The sequence below is a fragment of the Halorubellus sp. JP-L1 genome (assembly GCF_011440375.1).
Taxonomy (GTDB): Archaea; Halobacteriota; Halobacteria; order Halobacteriales; family Natrialbaceae; genus Halorubellus.
On the sequence record NZ_JAAOIR010000001.1, the window covers coordinates 1,636,699 to 1,649,033 of the forward strand.

Consider the following 12,335-nt stretch of genomic DNA (forward strand, 5'->3'; position numbering starts at 1 on the left):
CGGGCTTGGACCGGGCACGCGAAAAGAGGGCCGGTTACGGCACGCCGCCCGCGACGGACGCGTTCGCGGTTCGTTGATGGCGGTCGTGGGCGCCGTCGAGTGCGCCGACCGTCGGCGCCCTGGCACCCTGCTGCTCGCGGTCGCGGACGCCGTCGAGTGCGCCGACCGTCGGTGCGTTCACGACGACGACCGTCTCGTCGGTGCGGACGACGCGGAACGCGTCCGCGAACGCACCGTCCTCGATCACGTACACGCCGTCGCCGCGTGCGGTCGCGTCCTTCGATTCGAGGAGGTCGCGGTACGCGGTCGCGAACTCGCGAGCGTCCCCGGTCGAGTCCCACGTCGTCTTCCAGACGTACCCGTGCTGGCCGTCGTTCTCGTACGCGACCAGTCGGTCGCCGCCCCAGCCGGCCGTGATCGGGTGGTCGTACGTGTACCGCCCATCCTCGGTGCTCGTGAGGTGGTCGCGAGGGACGACGTCGTTGTACCAGAGCGCCGCGTACGCGGTCGCCTCGCCGACGACTTCGCCGTCGCCGACGCGGTTCCACGGCGCGTTCGAGCGGTCCCGGACGGTGACGCGCTCGGGGCGTTCGTCCGGGTACGCGTCGGGGTGGATTACCTGTTCGGTGCTCGCCGGCTGCGTCTCGAACCCGTCGTCGACGGCCGCCCAGCCGCCGCGTTCGCGGAGCGCGGCGACGAACTCGGCGCCTTCGGCGTACGGGACGAACGTGGACACGAACAGGCCGCGATTGTACGCGAGACGCTCCCCGCCGCCGTCGGTGTTGCCTTCGCCGTCGCCGTCGGGGACGGACACGCAGTCGAACCGGCCGTCCTCGCAGCGCGCCTCGTACAGCGATTCGACGTAGTTCGCGTCCCCTTCGGTGATGCCGCGGCCGGCGAGCGTTCCGTCTCGCGTGCTCGCGTTCACGCGGAGCGTCAGCTGCTGGTCCTGAAGTGCGTGCTCGAGTTCGTGGACGAGCGTCGCCCGCGAGATCCGGAGGTCGCCGCCGTCGCCGCTCCCGATGACGACGATGCGGCCGTTCGAGTAGTATCCCTGGACGGCAGACCCGTAGAGGGCGTCGAAGGACTCGGCGACGCCGTCGTCCTCGCCGACGACGAACGTCGCCTCCCAGAACTGCTCCTCGGTGGGCGTCCCCTCGGGGTCGTCGCTCCCACCGGACCGGTACTCGTCGTGCGAGATGACTCGCACGCGAACGTCCTCGGTGAACTCGTGGCCGCGGATGCGTTCGATGCGCGCCATCATGCGAGCGGTCACGACCTCGAGTTCCGCCTTCGACAGGCCGTCGCTCGCGTCGACGGCCACCGAGTCGTTCCACCAGTAGCCGTCCTCCCACCCGAGGACGTCCGCGTCGGGGTCGGGACGGTTCGAGTCCGGTTCCGCGATGCCGCCGACGTCGAGGAACGCACACCCAGAGAGGACGACGGCGGCGACGACGGCGACTGCGAGGAGGGAACGACCCATCGCTCGCCCCTTGGTGGTCGACGCCTAAAAAGAGAGGCCGTGTGCGAAGACGGGTCGCGCGGCGTGGCTCGTCGCGAGCCGTCGGCGGAGTTACGCGACGACTGCGACGGACGGAGCCGCGACGGTGGCAGTCGTGCTGGCGACGACGCCGGGCGTCCCGGTGATTGCAGTGGCTGTGCCGGCGACGCTCGTGTTCGTCCCGTTCGGTGCGTACTCGGGCTTGAGGGCGTCGACCGCGTCGACGGTCGGGCCGTTCACGACGACGACGCGTTTGCCGTCGATGACGACGCGGAACGCGTCCGCGTACTCGTTCCCGGACACCCGGTACGTGTTCTCGCCGACCTGTTCGGCGCCGAGGCCGTCGAGGATCTGCTGGTAGGCGTCGCGGAACTCCTGGGCGTCCTGCTCGCTATCCCACGTCGTCACCCACACGTAGCCGTCCTCGTCGCTGTCGGGCGACGTGTAGGGGTAGACGCGGTCGTTCGCCCAGCCGGCCGACGCTTCGCTCTCGTAGTCGTAGAGGTCGAACTCGCCGTCCGCGCTGAGGAGCGCTCGCCAGTCGACGATGTCCAGACCGAGTCCACCGGCGCTCTCGGGGTACGACGCGTACCAGAGCATCGAGTAGATCGACACCTCGCCGACAGTGTCGTAGCCGTCGACGCCCTGGTTCTCGAACGTCGTCCAGCCGTCGGTCGCGGTGTCCTCGTACTCGATTGGTGCCGGTTCCTCTGCTTCGTCGGGCGTCCGTGCGTGGATGACAGTCTCCGTGGACTGCGGCGGGTTCCGCATCACGTCGTCGACGAGGTCCCAGCCGCCGGCCTGCTTGAGTTCCGAGACGTAATTCGGGCCGTCCGCGTACGGGTTGAAGATCGTGACGTAGATGCCGAAGTTGAACTCGCCACCGGCGCCGCCGTCGGAGGCGGGCGTGGCGACGCAGTCCCACGTCCCGTTCGTGCAGTAGTCCCGGTACACGTACTCGACGTAGTTCGCGTCGCCTTCGACGATGCCGTCCCCGGCGAGACTCCCGTCCTGGGTCGGTGCGTTGTACTTGTCCTGGCTCAGGTCGAAGTACTGGTCCTGGAGGGCGTGCTGGAGTTCGTGGACGAGCGTCGCGTTACTGATGACGGGCGTGTCCGGGTCGTCCGAGATGATGACGATCGCGTCCTCGGTCGGACTGTAGTAGCCGCCGACGCCCGTCGAGTAGAACGTCGAGAGCTCCTCGCTGACGTTCCTCGATTCGCTGGAGATGAACAGCGCTTCCCAGACCTGGTTGTTCCAGTCGGACTGGGCCTTCGGCGTGCTCGAGTTCGCGCTCTGGTTCGCGTACTCGCTTCGCGGGACGACCTCGACGGGGACGCGTTCCTTGAACTCCTTCTCTCGGATGTGTTCGACGCGCGCCATCGCTCGGGAGACGAACGCCTCGATCTCCTCGTCGGTGAGGCCGTCGGACTGGTCGACGTCGATCGATTCGTTGTGCCAGACGCCGTCCTCCCACCCGATGACGTCCTCCTCGGGGTCTGGGGGTGCGCCGTCGCTCTCGTCGGTGGTCGACGATTCGCTCGTGGTCGCGTCGGTCGCTGCCGTCGTGTCCGACGGCGTGGTCGTGTCGGCCGTCGCGTCCGCGCCGATGTCGACTGGGGCGTTGCAGCCGGCGAGGACGACCGAGAGGACCACCAGGGCGATTGCGAGTCGCTTCATACATGCACTCGCGGGCTACGAATAAAAGAAACGCCCGGTTGCGGTACGCTCTCACACCACATGGTGCGCGGCGGTATCGCGTTCCGGAGCCGAAGGATTACGGGGCTTGCGGGCGAATCTGGACGCATGAACGTCGATTCCGAGTCCACGGCGCTCGTCGTCGTCGACATGCAGAACGGGTTCTGTCACCCGGACGGGAGCCTGTACGCGCCCGGGAGCGAGGCGGCCGTCGAACCGGTGGCCGAACTCGTCGACCGCGCTCGCGACGCGGGCGTTCGCGTCGTCTTCACCCGCGATGTCCATCCGCCCGAGCAGTTCGACGACGCCCATTACTACGACGAGTTCGAGCAGTGGGGCGAGCACGTCCTCGAGGACTCCTGGGACGCCGAACTCGTCGACGAGCTCGACGTCACGGAGAACGATCACGTCGTCCAGAAGCACACGTACGACGCGTTCCACCAGACCGAACTCGACGGCTGGCTGTCCGCCAGGGGCGTCGACGACCTGCTGTTCTGTGGGACGCTCGCGAACGTCTGCGTCCTCCACACCGCCGGGTCTGCGGGCCTCCGGGACTACCGGCCGGTGCTCGTCGAGGACGCCATAGGCGCTATCGAGGACGACCACAGGGAGTACGCGCTCGAGCACGCGGACTGGCTGTTCGGCGAGGTCGTCGCGAGCGACGACGTCTCCTTCTAGCGCGTCGTCGACCGACCGCGGCGGGCGGTCGGGTCAGTCAGTGAGTCAGTCGCGCTCGGCGAGCCACTTGTCCGAGTAGGAGGCGCCGCACGTGCAGTGCGCGTACGCGTGGACGACGTCGCCCTCGGTGTAGAGGCCGTCGAACTCGTCGCCGTCCTTCTCGTCCTCGCTGAACGCGAACACGAACTCGACGACGTGCTCGGCGTCCGGCTCGTCGTCGACGGCGGGGCAGTCGCCGGACGTGAGGTCGTGCCCGATCGGGCCCGCCTCGCTCATCGCGCCCTGCGCGAAGTTCATCGCGTCCATGCCGGTGGCGGCGTGGAACGCGTTCCGACCGCTCTCGCCGTCGACGACGATGACGATGCCGTCGTCGGTGCGGACGCCGTACTTCTCGAGGCGCCCGAGGTCGTCCACGTAGTCGTCCGCGAGGTAGATCGCCACGTCGTCCGGTCGGTCCCCCGCGAGGAACGCCTCGCGACGGGCTTGCACGTCCGTCATGGCACGTACTCGACCGTCGAACCTGAAAAACTCCGCGTGTTCCGGCGCTCGCGTTCGTCCGCCGCGACCACCGTCGTGCGGCGGTCGTGTCGGAGCCGTCGCTACCGGCGTGGGCTTCGAAAGAAAGCCGCGAGTGGTCCGTGATCGCGTCGTCACCCGACCGTGGACCGCGCGTTGTGGTGAACTCGGCGCCGTCGGGCGCCGACATTGGTTGCCTACCGATGTGGGATACGCCGAAGCGTATCGTTCGTTCGCGATTCCTCGATACCGTCCGTGATTCCGCGTCCGTGCGGCTGCGTATCGGACCGATGTCGCGTGAGCCTCCTGGGATCACGCTCCGTCACGTGCGTGCGTGACGGCGTCGGTACCGTCGTGCCTCGTTCTGGGATCGCCACTATCGTTCCGTGCGTCGGTTCGTGGACGGGTCCTCGAGCGCATCCGGCCGGCGCCAGACGCGCTGCCAGCGGCGCACACATCGTTCGCGTGCCACCGGCGCATCCCCGGCGTCAACGCCGGAGCGGGATGCGCCCGGGGACGTGTGTGCCCGGGTCAGTCCGGGATAGATGCGTGCCTCAGACCGCCACGTAGTTCTCGTCGCTGATCGTGTCCGGGACGTTCACGCCGTAAATCGTCGCCGCACCGGACTGGTCGACGAACCGGACGGTTGCCTCTCCGCCCTCCTGCAGTTCGTCACCGACGTCGGTGAGGTTGACGCGGATGACCGCGCGCTCGTCCTGGGCGCTCAGGGTGAGGGCGTCGTTCGTCGCGGACGCGATCGGCGCGCTGTTTCCGACCTCGTAGACGACGAAGTCAGTCGCGCTCATGGTGGTGTTCCACGATAGCGTCTGCGCCGCGTCGTCGCTCTGGTACTCGACGGTCGCGTTCGCGAGGTCGATGTCGTCAGAGCCGGCCGACTTCATGACCGTGAAGTTCAGGTCCGTCACGTTCTCCGTCCCGGAGTTGACGTTCCCGGCAGCGTGCACGACCGTGAGCTGGTTGGAGACCTGTGCCTGCGAGTCCGCGCTCGTGTCGGACGCGGTGGACTCGAGCAGTCCGGCCGTGTTGATGAGGACGCCCGCCGCCACCGCGGCGACCAGCACCATCGCGATGAAGATGATGAGCGTGCCGATACCGACCTGACCGCGGTCGCCGTCGTCTGCGTTGGGTAGAGTCAGCATCCGTTTACACCGCCACGTAGTTCTCGTCGCTGATCGTGTCCGGGACGTTCACGCCGTAGATCGTGCTCGCGCCGGACTGGTCGACGACCTTCAGAGTCGCTTCCTCGCCCTCCTGGAGCGCGTCGTCGATCGCAGCGGCGCTGAGGTCGACCTCGATGACCTTGCGCTCGTCCGTCTCGCTCAGGACGAGGTCGTCGGCCTGCTCGTTGGAGAGCACCGAGCCGGACGTGTCGTACACGAGGAAGTTCGTGCCGTCGCTGGCGGTTGACTCGTTCGTCCACGTCAGCGTCGTCGAGTTGTCGTCGCTCTGGTAGTTGACGGTCGCGTTCGCGAGGTCGATGTCGCCCGAGCCCGCGGACTTCATGACCGTGAGGTTGACCTGTCGGACTTCACCGTTTTCGACGTCACCGACCGCGCTGATTACCGAGATCTGGTTGGAAACCTGTGCTTGCGAGTCCTGGCTCGTGTCGGAGGCCGTGGACTCGAGCAGTCCGGCAGTGTTGATGAGCACGCCGGCTGCGACCGCGGCGACCAGCACCATGGCAATGAAGATGATCAGGGTGCCGATGCCGACCTGACCGCGTTCGTCGTCGTTCGTAGGGAGTTCCACTATCATTCTTTCCTCTGTGTGGGGATGCGCCCCGAATAGTGCATAGCCCCGGGTTACTATCAAGGGATGTATCAGTTCGTTCGCCGTATCGAGACGCGACTCAGGACTCGAAACGAGGGCGAGAACGGACTGCCTGTCGTCGCGCTTGCTATCAGTTCCGTGCGCGCACCGCTACTGGTGTCAGTCGAGTTCGAAGTTCCGAACGAACGCGTACGTATCAGAAGTGAGTTAGAAATCCAGTTCGGACGCTGCACGGAGTACGGCGAGCGTCTCCGCCGGCTCGCTCTCCGAATCGAGCTCGAGCGCGTACCAGCGTAGCATCTCGGTGAACACCTCCCGAATGTCGTTCGACGTCACCCGACGTCGTGAAACACCGTCCTCGGTCTTGACGGCCAGATCGACTCCGAACCCAGCGGACGACTGCGCTAATGCGTCGGTGGGCGACGGCGACCCGTCGGTCACCACTCGACCCCCATCGGAGCGGGTCGGGCGTGGACGCCCACCACTCGACGGCGGCGACGCGGTCCCGTCGGTCGTGACGAGGAACCGGTCGTCGCCGAGCTGCCGAACATTCTCGTCGTCGTCGAGCGCGAGCTCGTCGGCGGACAGCACCTCCCCGGATTCCTCCGCGGAAGCGCGGTCGCTACGAGACCGGTCGGCCGTCGCGTCGTTCGTGTCGGGTTCGTTCGTAGTCATACGTTGTTTGTTATCGTGTGCCCGCGTGGGGCACGGCCAGCATCCATCACACCTTCACGTACTTCTCGTCGCTGATCGTCTGCGGGACGTTGACGCCGTAGAGCGACTTCGCCCCGGAAGCCGTGACCATCGTGATCATCGCTTTCTGGCCTGACTGCAGTCCACCTGGCCCTTCGAGGGCGGTGTCGTTGACGCGAATCGTCAGTACGATGCGGTCGTCTCTGCTGTTCAGGACGTACGAACCACTGCCGTCGGTGGCCGTCAGGTCCACCGCGGAGTGGCTCTCCTTCAGCGAGACCGCGGCGTCGTCCGAGATGTACTCGAACGACGCCTTCTCCAGGTCCATGTCGCCGGCGCCCGCGGCCTTCATCAACGTCAAGTTGAGCGTGCCGACCGAGTCGTTCGCCTGGTCGACTTCGCCGACCGCGCTGACGACGACGATGTGATTGGAGACCTGTGCTTGCGAGTCCTGACTGGTATCGGACGCCTTCGCTTCGAGCATCCCCGCCGTGTTGATGAGGACACCTGCTGCGACGGCTGCGACCAGGACCATCGCTATGAAGATGATCAGGGTCCCGATACCGACTTGACCGCGACTGTCGTGTGCTTCGGGTACGTTCATCGGTAGTTCACCATCCGTGGTGGACCGTACCCGACTCGCGTACGCTCTCGCGAGAGAGCGCACTGCCCCCGACTCTGCCGTCCGACGGCTGCGAGGCTGGGCAGCGCCCTGGTCGTCGGTCGACCGGGTGCGGCCGCGAGCCCCGTGCCGGGGCGAGTCGGGAAGGTTCATCACGAGATACGGGGGGAGTGCCCCCGAGTCCGAGAACGGACCTGTTCGTATTCAAGACGTGTACGCGCTCGGACACCGATTCGAGTCTCGACTCACGCCTCGAAACGCGGACCGAGGACGTGCTCGCTTCTTTAGTCGTCTGTCCGGTACTGTCGGGTGGCGTATCCGGTATCGCTCGGGCGGACTCGCTCGAACCACGACGACGAGAACCACACGATACAATGGGAATCCGAGACGTCCTCGCCGACTTCCTGAGTTCGGAGGGGAGCCACGATCGCGCTGGCCGCGACGACGCGGAAAGCGGTGGCTCCGATTCGAGTTCGGGCGACGCGCAGGGTGGCGAGGACGACGCGGGCCCGCCCGAGTCGAGCTTCGACGTCGAGTTGGAGGAGCTCGATCAGGAGGAGCAGGTCGAGGCGCTGGAAGGACGCCTCGACGAGATGGAAGGCAGCATGCAGCAGAACCGGTCCGAGCTGGAGACGATCAAGGGCTCCCAGCAGGACGTCGCCGAGCAACTGAACGAGGTGAACGACACGGTCAGGCAGTTGCTCGGGATCTACGACCAGTTGACGGCGGACGTGAACCCGTTCATGGACGGGCCGACGCGCGACGCGGACCCGGACGCGGAGGGGTTCGGTGTCGTCGGCGGCGAGGAACCCGATCCAGAGAGCGAGGTCGTCGAGGCGGTCGTGGAGGGCGACGCGGACCCAGGCGAGGACGCGGAGGCGGCGGATGGAGACGAGGCGGACGAAGGTGAGGAAGACGAAGAGGCGACGACGATCGGCCTGGAGGACCTGCGAGCGGAGTACGAGGCGGAGGCAGCCGACGAAGGCGAGGAAGCGGTGATTGGCGACGACGCGGCCGAGGCCGCGGTTGGACAGGAAGATGAACCGGCTGACAACGAGATCGAAGTCGAACCGACGACGGTCGAGGAATCGATGAGTCGGACCGGCCGACCGAACGACTCGCGCGGCGACGCGAGCGCGTGGCGCGAGGGGATCGACGGGTCGGACGACGCCGACCGGACGGCTGCCGGGGAGTCGACCGTCGCCCTCGTCGGCCTCGCGGACACGTACGCGACGGAGATAATCGTCTTCGAGTGGGTGACGAGCCTGGTGTCGACGGCGGGGCCGGCGGCGACGCTCCGCGCCATCGCGTACTACGAGGAGATCGGGTGGATCGGGTCGGACGTGAAGACGTACCTCGAGGACGTCCTCTCGGGACCGGACCTCGACGTGAACGTCGACCCGAGCCGCGACCCGAACGAACTCACCGCGGAGGACCACGCCGAGAGCTACGAGTACATCATGAAGCTGGACGCGGTCCAGCGCACGATCGACGACACGGAGTTATAACATGGGTTTCAGTACGAGCGGTTCGATGGCGATCGTGTTCGTCGGCGTCCTGATAGCGGTCAGTACCGCGTACCCCGTGATGAGTACGGCGAACGAGCGCGTGCAGACGGCGATGGACGAGGAACGCGATCGGACGGTGGACCAGCGGAACTCTGACATCGCCCTCTGGAACGTGACGTACGACGCGGGCAACGACACGCTCGTCGTGCGCGTGAACAACACGGGGTCGCGGACGTTGTCCGTGACCGACACGGACCTCGTCGTCGACGGCGAGTACACGACGGGGTACGCGTCGAGCGTCGCGGGCGAGACGAGCCGATCGATCTGGGTGCCGGGGGAGACCCTGCGTTTCGAACTGTCGACGACGACGCGACCGGACCGCGTTCGCGTCGTGACCGAGTTCGGCATCGCGGAGACGGAGACCGACATATGAACGCGCTACCGAGTCAGCACGGAGGGCAGCGCGATGGCGAGTAGTTCCGTGTCCAGCCTGATACTGTTCATCGCGGCGATGATCATCGCGGCGAGCGTCGCCGGGACGATGGTGACGAACGTCGCGCAGGTCAGCGACGCGATAGACTCCCGGAGCGTGGACGCGGAGCAACGCATCGACACGGAGATCGAGATCATCTCCGACCCCGGGTCGTCGGCGGTGTACGACGACGGAAGCACCACCGTCTCGCTGCTCGTGAAGAACACGGGCGCGAACACGCTACCGGCCGAACCCGGGAAGGTGGACGTGATCGTCGACGGCGAGTACGTCTCGGCGTCCGCGCAGACGTTCTTCGTCCTAGACGAGACGAGCTGGCGGACGGGCACGGTCGTCCGCCTGGAGATCGATCGGTCACTGGACCCCGGCGAGCATCGCGTGGTGCTCGTCGTGAACGGCGACCGGGAGGAGTTCACCTTCTACGTATGAACGTGAACGGTCACTACTCGCTCGGCCTGGAGGACACGGACCGCGTGAATCACGCGGTCGGCGGCGGCATCCCCGAGGGCAGCCTCGTGCTCGTCGAGGGCGTCGACGGTGCGGGGAAGTCGGTGTGGACCCAGCGGATGTGTTACGGGATGGCCGAGGAGGGGACGTACGTCGCGTACGTCTCCACCGAGCTCTCGGCGGCGGACTTCATGCAGCAGATGCACTCGCTCTCGTACGACGTCGTCGACCACATGCTCTCCGGGCAAGTGCTGTTCCTGAACGCCGACGTGGACACGCACCGGGACGGCGACCGCCGCGAGCTCCTGTCGCGGCTGACGGAGCCGAGTACGCTCTGGCAGGGCGACGTCGTCGTCGTCGACGCGTTCTCGGCGTTCCTCCGGAACGACCCGCGGTTCGACGCGATCGCGGACGCCGGCGACGAGGACCACGAGATGGAGTCGCTACTGACGTTCCTGGAGGGAATGACGGGCCGCGGGAAGACCGTGATCCTGACCGTCGACCCGGAGGCGACGACCGAGCGCGCGCTCCGCCCGATCCGGAGCGTCGCGGACGTCTTCCTCCAGATCGAGACGGAAGAGGTCGGGCAGGACATCCGGCGGAACGTCCGTGTCCGCCGGTTCGCGAACATGAAGCAGCCGGTCGACGACGGCATCGCGTTCAACGTCCAGCAGGGGCGTGGCCTGACCATCGTGAACCGGACGATCGCATGAGGTAACAACTATGTCAGAACACGGCACCCAGCGAATGACGACGCAGTTGCGCGAGCACGCGGAGGACTACCCGCACCTCCAGAACCACCTGGAGGAGTTCCACGCGGAGTTCGGCGAGTACCCGCTGTTCGTGGAGAACGTCGGGGACTACGAGGCCGACCGACCGAACGTCTGCTATCGCATCAGCGACGACGTGTTCGTGCAGGTGTACGGCGACCTCGGCGTGAGCAAGACGTACTACTGCATCGAACCGCAGCTCGACGACGAGCAGCGCGACGTGTACGCGCAGATCCGCCAGCGCATCCTCGACCGGAGCGTGTCGCGGCCGGCACCCAGCGACGACGACGAGTTCGAGACCCACCTAGACGTGCTCTTGGACGAAGTCGTCTCCGTCGGGTCCGCCATCGGGAGTCTCTCGGGCGGCCTCGGCGGGTCCGTGACCGTCGACCAGCGGACGTACGAGTCGCTTCGATACCACCTCCAGCGCGACATCGTCGGCCTCGGCCCGCTCGACCCCGTGATGACGGACACGCAGAACGAGGACATCCACGTCATCGGCCCCCACCAGTGCAACATCGACCACGGGACGTTCGGGATGGTGGAGACGAACGTCGACTTCGGGGACCCGGACGCGTTCAACACGTGGCTGCGGAACATGGGCGAACGCATGGACTCGCCGATCAGCGACTCGAACCCGATCGTCGACGCGACGCTCCCGGACGGGTCCCGTATCAACATCATCTACTCGGACGACGTCTCCGTGAAGGGGCCGTCGCTCACGATCCGCCAGGGCGACGAGATTCCCCTGTCGATCTTCCAGATCACGAAGTGGGGGACGCTCTCCCCGGAACTCGCGGCGTACCTCTGGCTCTGCCTGGAGAACGAGCAGACGGTGTTCGTCGTCGGCGAGACCGCCTCGGGGAAGACGACGACGCTCAACGCGAGCCTGTCGTTCATCCCGCGGGACTCGAAGATATACACCGCCGAGGACACCGCCGAGGTCATCCCGCCCCACGACACCTGGCAGCAACTCCTCACGCGCGAGGGCCAGGGCGACGACGAGTCCAGCGACGTCGACATGTTCGACCTGGTCGCGGCCGCGCTGCGCTCGCGCCCGGACTACATCATCGTCGGGGAGGTCCGGGGGGCGGAAGGCCAGATGGCGTTCCAGGCCGCCCAGACCGGGCACCCCGTGATGTTGACGTTCCACGCGAGCGACATCGTCTCGATGATCCAGCGCTTTACCGGCGCGCCCATCAACGTCCCGGAGACGTTCATGGACAACTGCGACGTCGCGCTCTTCCAGAACCGCGTGAAGCAGGGCGACGACGTCCTCCGCCGAGTCACCTCCGTACAGGAGATCGAGGGGTACAGCGACTACGAGGACGGCGTCATCACGCGCCAGGCGTTCAACTGGGACCCCCGCGAGGACGACGTCGAGTTCACGGGGCGGAACAACTCGTACGTCCTCGAAGAACAGATCGCGACCCTGCTCGGTTACCAGGACACGCGGAAGATCTACGACGAACTCGATCGGCGCGCGGAGATCATCCGCCAGCTCATCGACGCGGACGTCCTCGGCTATCACGAGGTGAACGACGCCATCCAGAGCTACCAGCGCGACGGCCTGGAGGGCCTCCCGATCGACGTCGCGAACCTCCAGAGCGTGACGATGTAG

General features: G+C 66.6%; 13 protein-coding genes. 6 read left to right on the top strand and 7 right to left on the bottom strand.

What is annotated here, in order from left to right; genetic code table 11:
- Positions 1 to 34: 34 nt before the first annotated feature.
- Entirely contained in the window at positions 35 to 1,483 is a 1,449-nt protein-coding gene (locus tag G9C85_RS08340) for an Hvo_1808 family surface protein (RefSeq protein ID WP_166038748.1), read from the bottom strand.
- Between the two features lie 90 nt (positions 1,484 to 1,573).
- On the bottom strand, positions 1,574 to 3,181 hold the full coding sequence (locus G9C85_RS08345; RefSeq protein WP_193570614.1) for an Hvo_1808 family surface protein: 1,608 nt from the start codon (positions 3,179 to 3,181) through the stop codon (positions 1,574 to 1,576).
- 126 nt (positions 3,182 to 3,307) lie between these two features.
- Between G9C85_RS08345 and G9C85_RS08350 the strand changes: the two genes are divergently transcribed.
- The gene (locus tag G9C85_RS08350; RefSeq protein ID WP_166038750.1) at positions 3,308 to 3,877 is read left to right on the top strand and encodes a cysteine hydrolase family protein; all 570 of its coding nucleotides are present in this window, start codon (positions 3,308 to 3,310) and stop codon (positions 3,875 to 3,877) included.
- Between the two features lie 45 nt (positions 3,878 to 3,922).
- Here the strand turns inward: G9C85_RS08350 and G9C85_RS08355 are convergent, their stop codons facing one another.
- The 5 genes from G9C85_RS08355 to G9C85_RS08375 all read right to left on the bottom strand — a co-directional run bounded on the left by G9C85_RS08355 (position 3,923) and on the right by G9C85_RS08375 (position 7,481).
- On the bottom strand, positions 3,923 to 4,375 hold the full coding sequence (locus tag G9C85_RS08355; RefSeq protein ID WP_166038752.1) for a DUF5807 family protein: 453 nt from the start codon (positions 4,373 to 4,375) through the stop codon (positions 3,923 to 3,925).
- Between the two features lie 572 nt (positions 4,376 to 4,947).
- The gene (locus tag G9C85_RS08360; RefSeq protein ID WP_166038754.1) at positions 4,948 to 5,553 is read right to left on the bottom strand and encodes an archaellin/type IV pilin N-terminal domain-containing protein; all 606 of its coding nucleotides are present in this window, start codon (positions 5,551 to 5,553) and stop codon (positions 4,948 to 4,950) included.
- Positions 5,554 to 5,557: 4 nt separating this feature from the next.
- Entirely contained in the window at positions 5,558 to 6,169 is a 612-nt protein-coding gene (locus G9C85_RS08365; protein ID WP_193570615.1) for an archaellin/type IV pilin N-terminal domain-containing protein, read from the bottom strand.
- A gap of 222 nt (positions 6,170 to 6,391) precedes the next feature.
- Positions 6,392 to 6,859 carry a hypothetical protein gene (locus tag G9C85_RS08370; RefSeq protein WP_166038756.1) on the bottom strand — a complete coding sequence of 156 codons (468 nt, stop codon included), beginning with the start codon at positions 6,857 to 6,859 and terminating at the stop codon, positions 6,392 to 6,394.
- Positions 6,860 to 6,905: 46 nt separating this feature from the next.
- Positions 6,906 to 7,481, bottom strand: a complete 576-nt coding sequence (locus G9C85_RS08375) for an archaellin/type IV pilin N-terminal domain-containing protein (RefSeq protein ID WP_166038758.1) — start codon at positions 7,479 to 7,481, stop codon at positions 6,906 to 6,908.
- A gap of 392 nt (positions 7,482 to 7,873) precedes the next feature.
- Between G9C85_RS08375 and G9C85_RS08380 the strand changes: the two genes are divergently transcribed.
- The 5 genes from G9C85_RS08380 to G9C85_RS08400 are packed head-to-tail and all read left to right on the top strand — an operon-like array spanning position 7,874 to position 12,335.
- Positions 7,874 to 9,007 (top strand): FlaD/FlaE family flagellar protein, encoded by a 1,134-nt coding sequence (locus G9C85_RS08380; protein ID WP_166038761.1) that lies wholly within the window; start codon positions 7,874 to 7,876, stop codon positions 9,005 to 9,007.
- Position 9,008: 1 nt separating this feature from the next.
- A complete protein-coding gene (locus tag G9C85_RS08385; protein ID WP_166038763.1) occupies positions 9,009 to 9,440 on the top strand; it encodes a flagellin in 432 nt (143 codons plus the stop codon).
- Positions 9,441 to 9,473: 33 nt separating this feature from the next.
- Positions 9,474 to 9,926 (top strand): flagellar protein G, encoded by a 453-nt coding sequence (locus G9C85_RS08390; protein ID WP_166038765.1) that lies wholly within the window; start codon positions 9,474 to 9,476, stop codon positions 9,924 to 9,926.
- Positions 9,923 to 10,657: an ATPase domain-containing protein gene (locus G9C85_RS08395; RefSeq protein ID WP_193570616.1), complete on the top strand. Its 735-nt coding sequence runs from the start codon at positions 9,923 to 9,925 to the stop codon at positions 10,655 to 10,657. The genes G9C85_RS08390 and G9C85_RS08395 overlap by 4 nt, the downstream gene beginning before the upstream one ends.
- A 10-nt stretch (positions 10,658 to 10,667) precedes the next feature.
- Entirely contained in the window at positions 10,668 to 12,335 is a 1,668-nt protein-coding gene (locus tag G9C85_RS08400) for a type II/IV secretion system ATPase subunit (protein ID WP_166038767.1), read from the top strand.

Bases quoted from the DNA above. Each gene is read 5' to 3' on its own strand.
- G9C85_RS08340 (WP_166038748.1), bottom strand. From the start codon at position 1,483: ATGGGTCGTTCCCTCCTCGCAGTCGCCGTCGTCGCCGCCGTCGTCCTC.
- G9C85_RS08345 (WP_193570614.1), bottom strand. From the start codon at position 3,181: ATGAAGCGACTCGCAATCGCCCTGGTGGTCCTCTCGGTCGTCCTCGCC.
- G9C85_RS08350 (WP_166038750.1), top strand. From the start codon at position 3,308: ATGAACGTCGATTCCGAGTCCACGGCGCTCGTCGTCGTCGACATGCAG.
- G9C85_RS08355 (WP_166038752.1), bottom strand. From the start codon at position 4,375: ATGACGGACGTGCAAGCCCGTCGCGAGGCGTTCCTCGCGGGGGACCGA.
- G9C85_RS08360 (WP_166038754.1), bottom strand. From the start codon at position 5,553: ATGCTGACTCTACCCAACGCAGACGACGGCGACCGCGGTCAGGTCGGT.
- G9C85_RS08365 (WP_193570615.1), bottom strand. From the start codon at position 6,169: ATGATAGTGGAACTCCCTACGAACGACGACGAACGCGGTCAGGTCGGC.
- G9C85_RS08370 (WP_166038756.1), bottom strand. From the start codon at position 6,859: ATGACTACGAACGAACCCGACACGAACGACGCGACGGCCGACCGGTCT.
- G9C85_RS08375 (WP_166038758.1), bottom strand. From the start codon at position 7,481: ATGAACGTACCCGAAGCACACGACAGTCGCGGTCAAGTCGGTATCGGG.
- G9C85_RS08380 (WP_166038761.1), top strand. From the start codon at position 7,874: ATGGGAATCCGAGACGTCCTCGCCGACTTCCTGAGTTCGGAGGGGAGC.
- G9C85_RS08385 (WP_166038763.1), top strand. From the start codon at position 9,009: ATGGGTTTCAGTACGAGCGGTTCGATGGCGATCGTGTTCGTCGGCGTC.
- G9C85_RS08390 (WP_166038765.1), top strand. From the start codon at position 9,474: ATGGCGAGTAGTTCCGTGTCCAGCCTGATACTGTTCATCGCGGCGATG.
- G9C85_RS08395 (WP_193570616.1), top strand. From the start codon at position 9,923: ATGAACGTGAACGGTCACTACTCGCTCGGCCTGGAGGACACGGACCGC.
- G9C85_RS08400 (WP_166038767.1), top strand. From the start codon at position 10,668: ATGTCAGAACACGGCACCCAGCGAATGACGACGCAGTTGCGCGAGCAC.